A 16,146-nucleotide genomic window follows, 5' to 3' on the forward strand; every position below is an offset into this window, starting at 1 on the left:
AACTTTTAACTTACTGAAGCCTTCCAGCTCTTGTCTTCAGCCTTCCAGCTTCCTAAAATATCATCTTTTCAATCGGAACCACTAAAATTCCTTCCGCACCGGCTTTTTTTAGTTTTCCGATAATTTCCCAGAAATCATCTTCTTCAATTACCGAGTGCATCGAACTCCATCCTTCCTGTGCCAAAGGTACAACAGTTGGGCTTTTCATGCCGGGTAAAAGTGCAGCAATTTCCTGAATTTTATCGTTTGGCGAGTTCAGCAAAATGTATTTTTTCCCAACTGCACGCTGAACCGATTCCATCCGGAAAATGAATTCATCCAGAATTTCCTGTTTTTCCTTTGCCAGATTTGGAGCTGCAATCAGAACTGCTTCCGAGTGAATAACTACCTCCACTTCTTTTAAACGGTTGCTGATAAGTGTTGACCCCGAGCTTACAATATCAAAAATAGCATCAGCCAAACCAATTCCCGGAGCAATTTCCACAGAGCCGGTAATCACGTGAATGTCAGCCTGAATATTGTTTTCGTTTAGCCACTTTTTCAGAATAACGGGGTAGGAGGTAGCAATTTTTTTTCCGTTGAAAAACTCAGGCCCTGTGTATTCCAGCGATTTTGGAATAGCCAGCGAAAGCCGGCATTTGCTAAAACCTAAACGTTTAACAATCACCACGTTTTCTTCTTTTTCGAGCATTTCATTTTCACCCACAACACCAATGTCAGCAACGCCATCGGCAACGGTTTGGGGAATGTCATCGTCGCGAAGAAACAGGGCATCCATTGGAAAGTTTTTGGCTGAAGCAACCAATGTCCGTCTTCCCATCGATAACGAAACCCCGGTTTCTTTGATGAGCTGCATCGAGTCTTCGTTTAATCGTCCTTTTGTCTGAATCGCAATTTTAAGTCTGTTTTCCATTTTTATAATTTCTAATAATTTGTTTCTTTCAAATGGCCTTTCCTTTTTGGGTAGGTTGGAGAGGCTCCAAAAATAAAAAAGGCCTGCCTTTTCTGGCAAGCCTTTCCGTAAAATATCTTTTGTTAAGATTGGACAATACAATTACGACCTACCAGATGATTGGTTAATCCCATGATGGCCGTGATGTCCGAATCTTGTGTACATAATCATTTTTGTTTGTTGCAAGTATAAGGATTAATTTGAATTTCGCCAAAGCGCACCGATTTTTATTTTATTTCATAAGATAAAGTTTACGTTCTTTTTTATTTTGAAAAATGCAATCGATTGCATACATTTGTCAGGTTGTACATTAAGGTGTAGTTTGGTCACTTGTAAAATCTTTAAAATCAGCATGAAATATTAAGATAAATTATAAATCAAAATTAAAAACTAATTATTACTCACATGAATAAACTGATTACGACTTTACTTGTTTTCTGTATTTTAACAGGAACCGCATTTGCTCAGAAGGAAGGAAATGAAAAGCTTTTTAAGGATTCGTACATAAAGAAAACGATGAAAAAAGCCCTCAGTTGGCAATTAAAAAATCCAAAACATGAATTGTACGACTGGACTAACGGAGCATTTTATGCCGGTGTTTTTGCTGCTTATGAAACAACTGGCTCAAAAAAGATATGGAAAGCCATGGAAGAAATGGGAGAGGCCAACGAATGGAAGGCGGGACCGCGGCTTCATCATGCGGACGACCATGCAATTTGTCAAACTTACATTGATATGTACCGGATTTCAGGAGACAGAAAGATGATTCAGCCTTTTATTGAAACGATGGATGAGTTTATGGTTACACCCTACGAAACAGGGGATATCAGGAAATGTACATGGTGGTGGTGCGATGCACTCTTTATGGGCCCTGCTGCTTTTGTAAAGCTGGGAGAAACTTTAGATGATGATAAATATTTGAAACTTAATGATAAACTTTTTAAAGAGTGTTACGATTTATTGTACGACAAAGAAGAGCATTTGTATGCCCGCGATATTCGTTATAAATGGGACGAACCTGGAATTGAAGTGATAAAAGAAAGTAATGGAGAGAAAATATTCTGGTCGCGAGGAAACGGCTGGGTAATGGGAGGACTGGTGCGTGTGTTGCAGGAATTACCCAAAGATTATCCAACACGCGATTTTTATATTCAGAATTTTAAAGAAATGGCGGCGAAAATTATTTCAATTCAACAAGAAGATGGTTTGTGGAAAGCCAGTTTGTTGGATCCGGAAGCGTATCCCGGAGGTGAAGCCAGCGGCTCAGGTTTTTATACCTATGCACTTGCCTGGGGAATTAACAACGGTATTCTGGACAAAGAAAAATATTTACCGGCAGTTGAAAAAGCATGGGTTGGAATGAATTCGTTGATTCAACCCGACGGACATGTTGGTTGGGTACAGCCCATTGGCGCCGATCCGCGTAAAAACTTTTCAGCCGATAGTTGGGAAGTATACGGAACCGGGGCGTTTTTACTTGCAGGGAGCGAGGTTATCAAATTAAAACCATAGAGTAATTTTATAAAAAGAGGCTCCGATTCGGAGCCTTTTTTTATTCTGTTTTTTCAGCCTTTAAATCAATTTTTCCATCGGGAGTATCTACAGAACCAGCCATTTTTTTACCGTCGATTTTGGCTTCTATTCCAATATAGCCACCTTCTACATAAAGTCCGCATTTTAATGTTTCGTCTTCAAAAGCAATTTTTGTCATTTGGGCTTTTGAACCATCATTAAATTGAACTTCGCCGGCCAACTCTCCTTCTTTTTCAGAAAAAACCAGTGTTCCTTTTTCATATCCGTATGGTGCTGAGGCAACTTCATATTTCCATTTTCCAAGAATGTCTTTTTTCCTGGTTTGAGGAGCCGCATTTAATGTCGCCGTAAATGCAGCAAGTAGTGTGAAAATGAGTAATTTTTTCATGCTTTAATAGTTTAGTTTGAAATTAAATTTAATGGTTTGAAGATAGGAATAAGTATTTTTATTTTAAAACGATTTGGAAAAATTAGTTGAAATATAATCGTTGTGTTTCAAATGTTTAGTCGAAGTATGCTTCGTTTCTTTCTCCTTTGTAGAATTCAAACATCATTTTTAAAACGGTGATATTATTTCGCGGATTTGAAAGTTCAGGGAGTTCGTTTTCTGCAAACCATCCCACATCCTTTGTTTCGGAACCCGTTGAGATGTTATCGCCAAGCTTTTCGCACAGAAGAAATATTTTATAAACATATTCAAAAGCGGGAGGCATTCCTTGTTTTTGTTTGTCGATTACGGCAAGTAACCTCGTTGCTTTTACAGCTAATCCGGCCTCTTCCATACACTCTTTTTCGGCTACTTCTTTTGGGCTGTAACTTACATCAGACCATCCACCTGGCATGGCCCAGCAGTTGTCAGCTTTTTCCTGAACCAGTAAAATCTTACCGGTCTCATTAAAAACGACAGCTCTGACATCAACTTTTGGAGTTTTGTAACCGTCTTTTTCTTCAATTACCGGAATAATTTTTTCGATTGGTGTATCTGTCATTTTTTCGAGTATTTCCAGACTGATCTGCCTGAGTTCTTCATAGCGTTCCCGGTCAAAAGTATTTTCTGAAAATTCAAGACCAATCTCGGCCAGTGTTTGTACTCGTTTTACTTTTTCAAAATAGAAAGAATTCATTTTTGTTATTTTATAGTGTTTAGCGCCAGGCTTAGATCCCCGATAAGATCGTCTGCATTTTCCAATCCCACAGATATGCGCATATCGCCCAGCGAGATTCCGAGCCTGTCGAATTGTTCAGGGCTTAGTTCTTTGAGGTAACTGATGGCCGGAGCATAAATCAAACTCTCGTGGCCTCCCCAGCTAACACCAATTTTAAAAATCTGCAGGCTGTTGAAAAAGGTTTTTATCTGCGATAAATCAGATGCTTTTAGTTTGAAAGACATCAATCCGCTATAGCCTGACATTTGTTTTTTTGCTAATTGGTGTTGCGGAAAACTTTGTAATCCCGGATAATTTACCACAGCTACTTTGGCGTGTGCTTCCAGGAATTCAGCAACTTTTATGGCATTTTCCTGGTGTGCTTTCATTCGTAAGGGGAGTGTCCGCAAGCTGCGCATAAGCAGCCACGCCTCTATCGGGGCAATTTTTCCACCCAGTAATTCAAATTCATTTACAATAATACTATCTATTTCTTTGGCGCTGCCAACTATCAACCCGGCAACAACATCGGAATGTCCGCCAATATATTTTGAGCAGGAGTGAATTTCCAAATCGACACCCATTTCGAGCGGTTTCTGAAAGACAGGGCTTGCCCAGGTGTTGTCGATAATTGTTTTAATATCCCTTGATTTAGCCAGAATACAAATACTTTTTATATCCTGAATGCTGAAAATTGCAGAAGAGGGACTTTCCAGGTAAATCAGTTTTGTGTTCGGTTTTATGGCATTTCTGAATTCTTCGACATCATTACCCGAAACAAAAGTGGTTTCAACCCCCATTTTCTTTTTTAAATAAACTGAAATTAAATTGTTGGCAGGCCCATAAATATTTTTAATGGCAATGATATGATCGCCGGCACTGATACAATGCATAACCGCGGCGGTAATTGCTGCCATCCCCGAAGCAAAAAGACGTGCTTTTTCGCCTCCGGCAAATTGGGCCAATTTTTTTTCTACAATATCTACTCCCGGATTTTTGCCCCGTGAATAAATGGCGGTATTGATGCGGTCATCAAAAGCTGCATCTATAGCTTCCCAGTTTTCGAATGTAAAAAGGGTATTTTGAAAAATGGGGGGAACAACAGCTCCTTCATATTTTTGTCGGTCTTCGGCAAAATGCGAGATCATGGTCTCCGGCTTCCAATTTTTATTCATTTTTAGTTCTCTTTTTATGGTAAAAGCATCCAATACCAGCCAATGCCAAAACGGGCGCAACAATAATATTTGTCAGCGAAAGTATTTGCCAGTGCCAGTATTCGGCGTATGATATTCCAAGTGTAGCAACAATAAAAACAGAAGTGGTGGTCCACGGAACAAGACTTTCTATCATGGTGCCATAGTCTTCGAGCGACCTTGACAAAACTTTCCGTGGGATTTTTAAGCGGTCGTATTTGCTTATAAATGCATCGCCAACAACAAAACTGGTTGCATACTGGTTGGAGGTCATTGCATTTGTGATTGCGGATGAAAACAGGGACGTGACAATCACTGTACTTCTTTTTTTTGCAAAACGGAAAATACGTTCCACTATGGTTGTCATAGCGTTTATTTTATCAATGGTTCCGATGTATACAAAAACCAGTATCGAAATAATTATCGGCTCACTAAGTTCATATAAACCTCCGCGATTAAAAAGCTGATTGATGTTTTCCGGAACATTATTCATCCAGAAAGCCATTTTTGTATCAAAACCTTTGTAAATAACCTGAATTACATCTGAAAAACGAAAATTTTGAAAGATAAATGCGAGGATCACCGCTGTTACCGTTGATGTTAGCAAAACCGGAATTGTTGGTTTTTTGCGGATTGACCCGTATAAAATGATAACTGGCGGAATTAGCAGGAGCCATGAAAAACTGAACATAGAGGCAATGGAATTTAAGGTAACTTCAACCTGCTCGGTAGTCCCCGAAAGATTTTCAGCAGGGAAAATAAATCCCATTACAAAAAAGCTTAAAATTGAAATAAAGGCCGACGGGAAGGTCGTAAACATCATGGAATGAATATGGTCGTACAGTTTTACTTCAACGGCCAGAGCTGCAATATTAGTCGTATCGGAAAGCGGTGACATTTTATCGCCAAAGTATGCTCCGCCAATAATGGCCCCGGCGGTAATTCCCAAATGTGCATTTACAGTTAGGGCAATCCCCATTATAACCACGCCAATGGTGCCAATGGAACCCCACGATGTTCCGGTAACGGTTGAGAAAATGACCGGTACCAGAAATGCAAGTACATATATGTAACGGATGTTGATAATTTTAATTCCGTAATACACAAGCATCGGAATAGTACCGCAAACAATCCAACTGCCAATAATCAGCCCGATTGCAAATAAAATAAAAAGGGTAGGGAGGGCTTTGGTTAGTTTTTTGATAATACTTGTTTGAATTTCTTCCCATGGAAAGCCAAGAAACCGGAGTTCTGTTACGGCAAAAACTGAAGCGGTCAGAAAAACAATTTCAAGTGGAAGCGCTTCCTGTTTTAAAAATACGGGGCGCATTATAAGTCCGTAAATAATCAGCAGAAAAAGGAAGGCTACAGGTAGTAACGATTGAAAAAAAGTTATTTTTTGCTCCCTGATTTTGTTCATTTGCTGGTTTCAAAATTATATGGTTGTGCTAAAATAACTGACTCAAAAAGATATTCTTCTGGAAAAGGATAAAAAATTACAAAAAGGAATCTATAAATTAATAAAGGGTTGGGCTCACTCCCGGTTTTTTTGTTTTAAAAGTGTACAAGGGGATGTAATAATGAATAAATAAGTTACTTCAGTTTTTTGTTAGGCTCTGGTCCCATTAGCAAATGAAGTTCCCCTCCTTTTGTAATTTCACTGTGGAGAAGATACATACGATTTAACGGATTTCCGTTTAATGTAACTGACTGCACATAAATATTTTTCTTGCTATTGTTTTCGGTTGATATTTTGAAGTTTTTTCCCTGGTAATACTGATTGTCGAGTGAAATATTTATTTCGTCAAAAACAGGGCTTCCAATTAAATAAACCGGATCTTCAGTTGTACCGCCATCGAGTTGAAACAATCCAATTTTCATCAAAACGGCAAGTGTGCCCATTAATCCCTGGTCTTCATCGCCGTTGTAGCCAACAAATGGCGAAACGCCAGTGTAAACAGAATCGATTACCGCACGACTCCATTTTTGAGTAAGCCAGGGAACACCGATTGTATTAAAAATAAAAGCAGTTTGCATTGATGGCTGGTTGCCATAATTTATCGGAATACGTCGGGCCTGTTCCAGCGTTTCGTCAGCGTGTTTTTTTCCCGAAGTAAAACCATGCGCCTGAGCGATTGTAAATTCGTTGTTCAGCTTATTTGCCATTGCTTCTTCTCCTCCCATCAGTTCGGCCAGTCCTTTAAAATCCTGTGGCACATACCAGGTCATCTGGGCTGCGTTTGATTCAACAAATCCGTCGTTTTGATATTGATACGGATCGTAAGGTGTCTTCCAGCTTCCGTCAATACCTTTTGGACGAATAAAACCGTAGCTTGTATCAAATAAATTTTTCCAGTTGTTCGAGCGCTTTAAAAAGGTTTTGTAATCCTCTGTTTTTCCCAGCTTTTTTGCAAGTTGTGCGAGGGTCCAGTCCTGGAATGCATATTCCATTGTCATGCCGGCTCCATCCTTATGAAAACCCTCAATGTGAGGTTTGCGTGGAAAGGGAACATAACCTTTCTCGATGTATTCTTCGATTCCACCGCCTTCCGATGTATTATGTTCATAACCGGCTTTTCCCATAATTCCTCCGGGCATATGGTTTTTTTTCAATCCTTCGTATGCCAGGTTGATGTCAAAATCGTGAATTCCTTTCATCCATGTACTTACAACAAATGGCGTTGTAGATGCACCAACCATTACATAGGTATAGTTTCCACCGGATGGACCACGTGGGATTAATCCACCATCGTTGTAATACAACAACATTGAGTTACAGAAATCGCCGGCAACTTTTGGATAAACCAATGGCCAAAGGGTATTTATTGTCCACTGCGCTCCCCAAAAAGCATCAAAGTTATGATGGTTAAATTTTGGTGTTCCGTTTTTATCACGCGGAATTTGTTTGATTTTTCTTTCCGGGCCAGTGAAGTCAGAGTATGCGCCACTGGCATCGCTGATAATACGCCGGCCTTGTAATCCATGCCACAAATCGGTGTAAAATCTGATTCTTTCGTTTTGAGTTCCGCCGCTTACTTCAATTTTACTCAGCCAGCTATTCCATTCTTCTTTTGAATCGGCAACAACCTGCTCGAAATCCCAGTGGTTTAACTCAGCCTGAATATTTTTTTTGGCTTCTTCAGCATTGGTGTATGAGATTCCCACTTTCATTAAAACAGGTTTGTTTGTTTTGTTTTCAAAAGTTATTAAAGCGCCTGTTTCTGCTCCTTCAACTCCTTTGCTGTTTTCATTTGTATTTGTGCCTTCCCAGGTAATCAGGTTTTTTACCTTGGTGTCCAACTCGATATAGAAGAAAACAGGAGTGGGGTTGGGTCTCCGGCGGGTAGCATCATTCACAACATAACCCGAAAATTCGCGATTGTTTACTTTTTCAATTTTTCCTTTGGTTAAATCACACGGGCCGTTTGGACCGGTAAGTTTTACAATAATTCCTTTTTGATCCTGATTTTCATACGTGTATTTATGAAATCCGACGCGTGTGGTAGAGGTGAGCTCCGCTTTAATTTTGTACCTGTCGAGCTCAACTTTATGATAGCCTGGTGCAACCACTTCTTTTTCATGAGAAAAAGCAGAGAAATAGTTATTTTTTAAATCTTGCGCTGAGCCGTTCACCGGTAATACAGAAACAGCTGAGAGCTGCCAGGCATGTACGTGACTAAATCCTTTGATTTCATTTGTATTATAACGGTATCCGCTTCCCCAGGCACCGCCCAGTTCGTTGTCGGGACTTAAGTTTACCAATCCGAAAGGACGGCAGGCCGAAGAAAAGAAGAACCATCGGGAATTGGCAGCATCGAGATGCGGATAGACCAGATCCACCGGTTTTTCCTGCGCCAGACTAAAAATTACTGAAATGGAAAAAAAGAGAAAAAATGCAATTTTTTTATGATTGAGAAATGTTGACTTGTCCATTTTTTTAAGTTGGTTTATGTTTTACGATTTCAGCGTAAAAATAATAGAGGAAGGTTATGAAACAAAGGATTTATTATAAAGTGTTTAAGTTTTTTCAGATATCTTCTTTTTTTACCAAAAGATATCGATTGCTATCCAGTTTAAGGTAGCCCTGATCGTAACAAAAAAAATAGACCTTTCCGTTGCGCGTTTTGTAATAATGTGTGTGGTAGTTGAAATTGAAGTTTTCTTTTTCAAGTTTTTTTGATGGGATAGTGGTTTTGTTTTCCGTATTCAGATCTTTTAGAATGGAATGGTTCGTTCGTAAAATACGGTTAATTTTTCGAATGTATTTGGAAGATTTCCCTAACTTTTTGTTGTTGTATGCATTTCGGCACAGGTCGTTACAAAATTTCTGATCGGCGCGGCCTCTTAGAGGTTCTCCGCATTCAAGACATTTTCGCTCTTCCATAACTTTTTTGTTTTTTCGTTTCGGTATCGGTTTCGTTTTTCTCCCGGTGTCAAATTCAAATACAACATTCCGCTTTATTGCTGATGCCGAATGGCAATTCTTGAAATTCATTCAAATTTCATTTCAAAAATCAGGTAATGTTCAATTCCAAATTCTTTTCCCCAGCTATACACATCTTTCCCGCTGCTATCCACGGCACACCACATTTTCCATCCGTCTTTTTCGTAAGGCAAAATGTATGCAAAAGCAGGAAATTCTTGGCCAATTTTAATATCCATTTTTGTTCCGATATCTCTTAATGAGTAATCGTATGAATCTGTTGCTTCAAACAACCTGACGTTTCCAAATTGCGGGAATCGAAAAAAAACTTTTAGTTTATCGGAGTTCATCTTTTTAGCAGTTACTTTAAATGCTAAAGTGTCGGACTGTATAGGAAATAACCCACCTTTTTTTGCCGTATTGATTAGCGTGTCTGTTTTGCTTACCTGCCCATCCCACAATTCTTTAACCACCAGGCTGAAGAATTTTCCTTTAAGTTCTTTGCCCGTAACTTTTACCTTGAAATAGTCTATATTTTCAAATGTTAATATATCCTGTAATTCCGGATTTTCAGAACAGTATTCAGTTGTCATTTTTATTTCGGTTTCTGACCCTGTTTGGCCGTAAACAATAAGCGGGAAAAAGGATAAGATTAAAATCAAATTTTTCATAGTTGTTGTTTTAATTCTGTCAATGGTAACGGATTTAAAAACGTTTCATTAGCAATTATATTTTTGTTGTGTTTATCCGAAGTATTTTGTTTTTTACCTTAGATCAAATTTGCCAAACTCTGTTTATTTTGGCTCAGATTTGCTTCTGAAGACCTCAATTTTGTTTCAAAGTCGCTTGATTAAGTTTCTAATATACAAAAATATATCCGTTTGTAGTCGTTTGCAAACGTTTATTGTCGAATACAAACATTTAAATTCCGAATAATCTTATGAAGCCATTTTAGCTTTGAACTACAATTTCGTTTTTAATAACATTTAAAATTTAAAATCATGAACGTCTTAAGAAACAGCGTCAGGCTTATCGGTAATCTGGGTGACGATCCCAAAGTAAGAAAGTTGGACAGCGGAAAAACAGTTGCTAATTTTTCTATAGCAACCAACGAAATTTATCGGGACCAAAACGGAACCAAACAGTCGGAAACTACCTGGCACAGATTGGTTGCATGGGGTAAACAAGCCGACATCGTTGAGAACTATGTGAAAAAAGGATCGGAAGTCGCGATTGAGGGGAAACTTACCAACCGTTCGTATGACAATAAAAACGGTGAGAAGCAATATGTTACAGAAGTGCTGGTAAACTCGATATTGTTGCTCGACAAACACAAAGCTTAGTATTCTACCCCCTTAAAACTTCTTATCTTCAAACAAAAGGCCGGTTGGATCTTTCCAACCGGCCTGGTTATTTTGTTTTCAGAAGTTTATCTTTATTTTAAGGGTTATAGCCCAGAATATTAAACATGTCATCCACGGTTTGTTCGGTTCGGTAAACGTAATCAACAAAATTACCGGTTTCATCCCGATCGATAATCACGTGTTGTGGCGACGGAATTAAACAGTGTTTTATTCCACCGTAGCCACTTATGGAATCCTGGTAAGCACCAGTGTGAAAAAATCCAAGATACAGCGGTTCCTTTTCGCGCCCGGAATACCGGGGCAGCATGATTTGCTGATTTAAATCTTCGGAGTTATAATAATCAGAGTGATCGCAACTAATTCCGCCAATGTTTACCCGCGTGTATTCATTATCCCATTTGTTAACAGGGAGTAAAATAAATTTCTCAAATATTGACCATGCATCCGGAATGGTATTCATCAAACTATTGTCGATAATGTACCAAAGTTCAGCGTCGTTCTGCTGCTTTTGTTCCAAAACCGAAAAAATAGTGGCACCACTTTCACCAACGGTATATTTCCCAAATTCGGTGTAAATGTCGGGCTCTTTGATGCTTTCATTATTACACATTTCCTTTATATTTTTAACAATTTCACGAATCATATATTCGTAATCATACTCAAACCCCAGGTGATTACGAATGGGAAAACCACCACCTAAATTGATGTTGACTAATGTGGGACATTCTTTTTTTAACTCAATATAGGTTTTCATCGACTTCTGGAATTCGCCCCAATAATAAAGTGTGTCTTTAATTCCTGAATCAACAAAAAAATGGAGCATGGTTAATTCCACATTTTCCTTGTCTTTTATCTGGTTCCTGTAAAATTCAAGAATATCGGATGCTCTTATTCCAAGTCGCGATGTATAATAAGCGCTTTGTGGCTCTTCATCGATGGCTTTACGGATTCCGATTTTGATTTTTTTCTTTCCTGCCATCGAAAGAATTTTCTTTAGCTCGTTTTTATTGTCGAGAATGATTGTCGAATCAGTAAACCCCATATCCTGCAAGGATATTATTTTGCGGATGTATTCATCGGTTTTATAGCCGTTGTGAACCAGTTTTACAGTATTTTCGAGCTCACCTTTTTTAAAAAGATTAATGATTAAATCAATATCAAACGACGATGAGGTTTCAAGATTGACATCGTATTGCAGCGCTTTACTAATTACATGGTGAAAGTGACAGGTTTTGGTACAGTAACAATAATTGTATGTTCCCTGGTAATTTTCGGCCTTTATTGCCCGTCGGAACAGGTTCCTGGCCTTCTTTATCTGATCCCCGATACGTGGCAAATACATCAGCCTGAACGGGGTACCATATTTCTGGATTAGATACTTTAGCGAAACGCCATAAAAAGTCAGATAGCCATCCTGAAGGTCGAAGCCTTCCTGTGGAAAGTAGTAGGATTGCTCAATTAAATCATTGTACGTATTCTTCATTATTCAAAACCCACATAAATTATTTTTTATTTTGTTGGGTTCAAATTAATGATCTTTTTTTTAAAAAGTAAAACAATAGGATGCCGAAATTGAATGAAAAAACAGATTTTTTGATTTTTACACAGATAGAAGTTTCAATAAAACGAAATTGAGTTAAAAAGCCCACTTTAACCGGGCAAAAATAAATTTTCCGTAATCGCCGTATTCCGTGTCAGAATCGCCCGTAAATAATTGACCTGTCAGCATTAGCTCCCAATTGTTTGCCAGGGAATAAGTTAACGAAGGACTAATGTAAGAAGACTCGTCAGAAGGATTTAACATTCCCGAGAAATTGGCAGAAAATAACGGAGTTACCGGGTAGGACATCTGTGCAAAGATATTGTATTTGGCCAGTGACAACATTTTTGCTGATAGATTGAGATCGAAGATTTCTCGCCCTCCGGCTTTTCCTTTTGTCCCGTTGCTGCTAAAAAGAATTCCGGAGTGGAGGTACAAACTGTTTTTCATGGTGTAATCTCCCGAGACAGATGCAACAAATGCCTCCTCGCTTCCGTTGTTGTTTGCTCGGGGAATAAACCATGATGCTTCGCCGCGAAAACCTCCGCCTTTTATATCGCCTGCCCAGCCTCCGCCAATTACAAAATCTTTTCCTGCCCAGCCTCCCAGAAACTGGAAGTCGTAGCTGAATTTTGAAAATCGATACATACCGGCTATTGATGTTTTATCAGCGTTTTTACCAATTTTATACACCAGTTCAGCAGAAGAAGTAACCCCTGTATAGTATTGTATTTTTACTGCGTCGGTACCGGGACGTTCTTCATAGTCAAAATCGAAATAGGAGAAAGAGTTAAAAATATCATTTGGATTCCATACAAGATTTACCCCCCAGTTTATACGCTGTCTGCCGGCAGTGATACTCCAGTTTCCCGACGAGTAATTGAGCCACGCGCGGTCGATAATTGAGTGTATAAACCAACCATCGCCTGACGCAATTACTTCCGATAAGTCAAAATACCCGCGATCGACATCAATGCTTGTCTCATAAACCGGAAATTCCCGAATCATTTGCCCGAAAAATACCCGGTTTCTGGTTTCAATGGCAAACGTAAGCTCGTTGTTGGCATACCATCTGAAATTTAAGCGGTTGTGAATAATGTTTGTTGAAAGATGGTCAGCTTCAATTCCCGGAATTTGTATCTCCGGTTTGTAAAACATAAAAAGATCTTTTACATAACCGTTTAATGTAATATTTTGAAGTTGAGCACCTGATACAAAAGGGAACAAAAGAATGATGAACAAAATTTGAATCCTGGTTTTCATTTTTTATTTTTTGCCCGTTTCGTTCAACGGCATCTGCCTTTTAACTTTAGTCACGTTGATTTTTTATTACTTCTCAACGAAAGCTCCTGCAAAATCCATTACACTCATTATTCCGTATTCCGGATGATTGCCGGTAGCCACACCAACTTCATTAAAATCAGGATGAAGAAAGGTTTTCCGGTGTCCGCGATCATACACTCCGTCGTCGATTAAAAGGTAGATAACGATCTGTTGTGCTGTGATTCCACCATATGCGATATTTTCAGCAATTCGTACTTTCCACTGGCCGTAACGTTCAATTCTTGTTTTTGCATTTGAACGATCACTTCCGCTGTGGCCGGTTCTTCCGGTACGAGACTGATCTTTTACATGATCGTCTGCAGCCTTTGTAAGGCCGCGGCTTGGATAAACCAAAGAAAGCGGACCTTGTTTTCTTAAATCACGAACACATTCGTTTAATGCACGAACGCCTTCTCTCGTACGCAAAGGCTTATCTCCCGGATAATACAACATATTTCGCTGATAATTTTTTGATAATGGAGCAATATAATCGTTGGCATATTTTGCCGGATTTGAACGAAGCTTGTTAATTTCAAATATGATTTCTTTTTCGAGAGGTGATAGATAATTTGTACTGGCAGCGGTGTTTAAATTGCTGTCCCAATTATTTGTTGTTGTGGAAAAATCTTCTTCCGAAGAAAAAAAATTTAACGGAAATCCGGCCAACCACAAAATCATCATCACTAGTTTCATATCTAATTTTTTCTTACGTCACTAATTATTTTCCCGTCTTCGAGCGTAATTATACGATGTGCTTTATTTACTACCCGTTGATCGTGTGTTGAAAATATAAACGTTATTTTTTCCTCTTTATTAAGTCGTTCCATAATATCAAGCAAATTTTCTGTTGATTTGGAGTCAAGATTGGCTGTTGGTTCGTCAGCCAAAACAAATTTTGGTTTTGATGCCAGCGCCCTGGCAACTGCGACTCGCTGTTGTTGCCCCCCTGAAAGTTTGGACGGACGGCGGTTTACCATTTCTCCCAACCCAACTGCTTTTAACAATTCGGTTGCACGCGCGTCGCGTGCCTCTTTTTTCTCTCCCTGCAAATGCATAATAAACTCCACATTTTCCTTTGCCGTTAGCACCGGAATAAGATTGTAAGCCTGAAAAACAAAACCGATATTGTGCATCCGAAAATCGGTTAGTTTTCGTGAGGAAAGTTCTGTAATTTTTACATTGTTGATGGTGACATCTCCTTCAGTAGCATCATCTAATCCACCGATAATGTTTAATAAGGTTGTCTTTCCTGAACCGGAGGGACCAACAATGGCCGCAAATTCTCCCTCTTCAAAAGAAAGCTCAACACCGTTTACAGCGTGCACCGGAACCGAGTCGCTGTCGTAGGTTTTTTGCAGTTTACTTATTTCTATAATTTTCATCTTTTTATGATTTATTTTTAAATATCTTAAGTTAACATCCTCCTTGATATGGAAGGAGAGGCTTATTCTGACCTTGTTGCTTCAGCCGGATTCAATTTTAATGCTTTTCGGGCCGGATATATTGCGGAAAGTATACCGGTTACTATTACAAGAAATCCAATAGTAAATAAAGTGTTTGGTTGTAATGATGTATAGATTTGAGAACCAAAGCCGTATTTTTCCAATCCTTCAGAAAACATCGAAACATCGATCGGAGTTGTTTCAAAAAATTTGGTAACCAAAGTTCCCAAAAGAATTCCCAAAAAACCACCTGAAAAAGTGAGCATAATTGATTCAAGGATGATCATTACAAAAACTTTTCTTTTATTCATTCCCACAGCCATCAACATTCCAATTTCTTTCACCCGTTCCAAAACAGCCATAAGCATTGTATTTATGATGCCAAAACAGAGTGCCAGCAGAATAATGAGGATAAAAACATACATGTACTGATCCATTGAATCGGTTAGTAAGGACATTTCAGGACTGATTTCTTTCCATGTCTGAACGTCATTATTTCCGGCTATATTCTGAATTTCCGGTTTAATAACAGGGGCATTGGTCCCGTCCTCCAGCAAAACCACAATTTCGTGCGCGGTATTCTCTTTTACTCCAAGCTGTGTCTGTAAATCGTTGTAGCTTACAAACAAGTGTGTTTCGTCATAGCCGGTGTTGGTCGTTTTGTAGATTCCTGATACCCGGTATCCTTTTGACGACAAATTTCCATCAATGTCAACCATTTGTACATTGATTTTGGAACCCACCCGAAGCTGAAGTTTTTTAGCCATTTTTTGACCGATAACTACCGGAGGCATCCGGGTGTTTTTTTCAAGGTAGGTTCCGTCCACAAGATGTTGCCATATATCGGTTACCCGTTTTTCATTTTCCACATCAACGCCTAAAATTTTTCCTCCACCTGTGCCATGGGCAGCCATTACAAAGGGTTCGGCAATTAAACGCCTGCTTGCTGCAACTACTCCATGGAGTGTTTCAATTTTTGAAAGCATTTCCCGGGCATCAGAAATTGAATACTCAATGTTGTTGTTTTCAAGAAAACGCGGAGCATGTACCTGCAGATGCGCAAGTTCCGACTTTGTTGCCGACTCAATTTTTGCGTCAACTGCTCCCCGCATAAACGCCATCGTAAATACACCGGCAAAAAGACCTATGGCAATTGCCGCTATCATGATCAGGCTTCGCGATTTGCTCCGCCATACATTTCGCCATGCTATTGATCCAATCATTGTTTTAA

General features: G+C 39.1%; 15 protein-coding genes. 2 read left to right on the forward strand and 13 right to left on the reverse strand.

Translation table 11 applies throughout. The features are described 5' to 3' along the window. Positions 1–52 precede the first annotated feature (52 nt). Positions 53–913 (reverse strand): ATP phosphoribosyltransferase, encoded by an 861-nt coding sequence (hisG, locus tag GM418_RS24060; RefSeq protein WP_158869744.1) that lies wholly within the window; start codon positions 911–913, stop codon positions 53–55. Between the two features lie 444 nt (positions 914–1,357). Between hisG and GM418_RS24065 the strand changes: the two genes are divergently transcribed. Then, entirely contained in the window at positions 1,358–2,464 is a 1,107-nt protein-coding gene (locus tag GM418_RS24065) for a glycoside hydrolase family 88/105 protein (protein ID WP_158869745.1), read from the forward strand. 40 nt (positions 2,465–2,504) lie between these two features. Here GM418_RS24065 and GM418_RS24070 read toward each other — a convergent pair whose 3' ends face one another. The 7 genes from GM418_RS24070 to GM418_RS24100 form a co-directional block, all read right to left on the reverse strand. After that, positions 2,505–2,873, reverse strand: coding sequence for a hypothetical protein (locus GM418_RS24070; protein WP_158869746.1), 369 nt, complete (start codon positions 2,871–2,873; stop codon positions 2,505–2,507). 115 nt (positions 2,874–2,988) lie between these two features. Further along, positions 2,989–3,609 (reverse strand): NUDIX hydrolase, encoded by a 621-nt coding sequence (locus GM418_RS24075; RefSeq protein ID WP_158869747.1) that lies wholly within the window; start codon positions 3,607–3,609, stop codon positions 2,989–2,991. A 5-nt stretch (positions 3,610–3,614) separates the two neighbouring features. Further along, positions 3,615–4,805, reverse strand: coding sequence for a trans-sulfuration enzyme family protein (locus GM418_RS24080; protein WP_158869748.1), 1,191 nt, complete (start codon positions 4,803–4,805; stop codon positions 3,615–3,617). Beyond that, positions 4,798–6,243: a Na+/H+ antiporter NhaC gene (gene nhaC, locus GM418_RS24085; RefSeq protein ID WP_158869749.1), complete on the reverse strand. Its 1,446-nt coding sequence runs from the start codon at positions 6,241–6,243 to the stop codon at positions 4,798–4,800. Before nhaC ends, GM418_RS24080 begins: the two co-directional genes overlap by 8 nt. Positions 6,244–6,416: 173 nt before the next feature. Continuing rightward, the gene (locus tag GM418_RS24090; protein WP_158869750.1) at positions 6,417–8,756 is read right to left on the reverse strand and encodes a GH92 family glycosyl hydrolase; all 2,340 of its coding nucleotides are present in this window, start codon (positions 8,754–8,756) and stop codon (positions 6,417–6,419) included. Between the two features lie 94 nt (positions 8,757–8,850). Continuing rightward, positions 8,851–9,318, reverse strand: coding sequence for a hypothetical protein (locus tag GM418_RS24095; RefSeq protein ID WP_217447587.1), 468 nt, complete (start codon positions 9,316–9,318; stop codon positions 8,851–8,853). Next, complete coding sequence (locus tag GM418_RS24100; RefSeq protein ID WP_158869751.1) at positions 9,315–9,917, reverse strand: hypothetical protein; 603 nt, start codon at positions 9,915–9,917, stop codon at positions 9,315–9,317. Before GM418_RS24100 ends, GM418_RS24095 begins: the two co-directional genes overlap by 4 nt. Positions 9,918–10,247: 330 nt before the next feature. Here GM418_RS24100 and GM418_RS24105 point away from each other — a divergent pair, with 330 nt between their 5' ends. Next, positions 10,248–10,589: a single-stranded DNA-binding protein gene (locus tag GM418_RS24105; RefSeq protein ID WP_158869752.1), complete on the forward strand. Its 342-nt coding sequence runs from the start codon at positions 10,248–10,250 to the stop codon at positions 10,587–10,589. Between the two features lie 97 nt (positions 10,590–10,686). Here GM418_RS24105 and GM418_RS24110 read toward each other — a convergent pair whose 3' ends face one another. The 5 genes from GM418_RS24110 to GM418_RS24130 all read right to left on the reverse strand — a co-directional run bounded on the left by GM418_RS24110 (position 10,687) and on the right by GM418_RS24130 (position 16,138). Further along, on the reverse strand, positions 10,687–12,093 hold the full coding sequence (locus tag GM418_RS24110) for a type III PLP-dependent enzyme domain-containing protein (protein WP_158869753.1): 1,407 nt from the start codon (positions 12,091–12,093) through the stop codon (positions 10,687–10,689). A gap of 153 nt (positions 12,094–12,246) precedes the next feature. Beyond that, on the reverse strand, positions 12,247–13,413 hold the full coding sequence (locus GM418_RS24115; protein ID WP_158869754.1) for a hypothetical protein: 1,167 nt from the start codon (positions 13,411–13,413) through the stop codon (positions 12,247–12,249). Positions 13,414–13,479: 66 nt separating this feature from the next. Further along, complete coding sequence (locus GM418_RS24120) at positions 13,480–14,166, reverse strand: CAP domain-containing protein (RefSeq protein WP_158869755.1); 687 nt, start codon at positions 14,164–14,166, stop codon at positions 13,480–13,482. 2 nt (positions 14,167–14,168) lie between these two features. Next, positions 14,169–14,855 carry an ABC transporter ATP-binding protein gene (locus GM418_RS24125; RefSeq protein WP_158869756.1) on the reverse strand — a complete coding sequence of 229 codons (687 nt, stop codon included), beginning with the start codon at positions 14,853–14,855 and terminating at the stop codon, positions 14,169–14,171. 62 nt (positions 14,856–14,917) lie between these two features. Continuing rightward, positions 14,918–16,138 carry an ABC transporter permease gene (locus tag GM418_RS24130; protein WP_158869757.1) on the reverse strand — a complete coding sequence of 407 codons (1,221 nt, stop codon included), beginning with the start codon at positions 16,136–16,138 and terminating at the stop codon, positions 14,918–14,920. Positions 16,139–16,146: the final 8 nt, after the last annotated feature.

Source organism: Maribellus comscasis (assembly GCF_009762775.1).
Taxonomy (GTDB): domain Bacteria; phylum Bacteroidota; class Bacteroidia; order Bacteroidales; family Prolixibacteraceae; genus Draconibacterium; species Draconibacterium comscasis.

Coding starts and splice junctions, on each gene's coding strand:
- nhaC (WP_158869749.1), bottom strand. CDS start 6,243: ATGAACAAAATCAGGGAGCAAAAAATAACTTTTTTTCAATCGTTACTA.
- hisG (WP_158869744.1), bottom strand. CDS start 913: ATGGAAAACAGACTTAAAATTGCGATTCAGACAAAAGGACGATTAAAC.
- GM418_RS24080 (WP_158869748.1), bottom strand. CDS start 4,805: ATGAATAAAAATTGGAAGCCGGAGACCATGATCTCGCATTTTGCCGAA.
- GM418_RS24105 (WP_158869752.1), top strand. CDS start 10,248: ATGAACGTCTTAAGAAACAGCGTCAGGCTTATCGGTAATCTGGGTGAC.
- GM418_RS24125 (WP_158869756.1), bottom strand. CDS start 14,855: ATGAAAATTATAGAAATAAGTAAACTGCAAAAAACCTACGACAGCGAC.
- GM418_RS24120 (WP_158869755.1), bottom strand. CDS start 14,166: ATGAAACTAGTGATGATGATTTTGTGGTTGGCCGGATTTCCGTTAAAT.
- GM418_RS24065 (WP_158869745.1), top strand. CDS start 1,358: ATGAATAAACTGATTACGACTTTACTTGTTTTCTGTATTTTAACAGGA.
- GM418_RS24070 (WP_158869746.1), bottom strand. CDS start 2,873: ATGAAAAAATTACTCATTTTCACACTACTTGCTGCATTTACGGCGACA.
- GM418_RS24095 (WP_217447587.1), bottom strand. CDS start 9,318: ATGAATTTCAAGAATTGCCATTCGGCATCAGCAATAAAGCGGAATGTT.
- GM418_RS24075 (WP_158869747.1), bottom strand. CDS start 3,609: ATGAATTCTTTCTATTTTGAAAAAGTAAAACGAGTACAAACACTGGCC.
- GM418_RS24090 (WP_158869750.1), bottom strand. CDS start 8,756: ATGGACAAGTCAACATTTCTCAATCATAAAAAAATTGCATTTTTTCTC.
- GM418_RS24100 (WP_158869751.1), bottom strand. CDS start 9,917: ATGAAAAATTTGATTTTAATCTTATCCTTTTTCCCGCTTATTGTTTAC.
- GM418_RS24110 (WP_158869753.1), bottom strand. CDS start 12,093: ATGAAGAATACGTACAATGATTTAATTGAGCAATCCTACTACTTTCCA.
- GM418_RS24115 (WP_158869754.1), bottom strand. CDS start 13,413: ATGAAAACCAGGATTCAAATTTTGTTCATCATTCTTTTGTTCCCTTTT.
- GM418_RS24130 (WP_158869757.1), bottom strand. CDS start 16,138: ATGATTGGATCAATAGCATGGCGAAATGTATGGCGGAGCAAATCGCGA.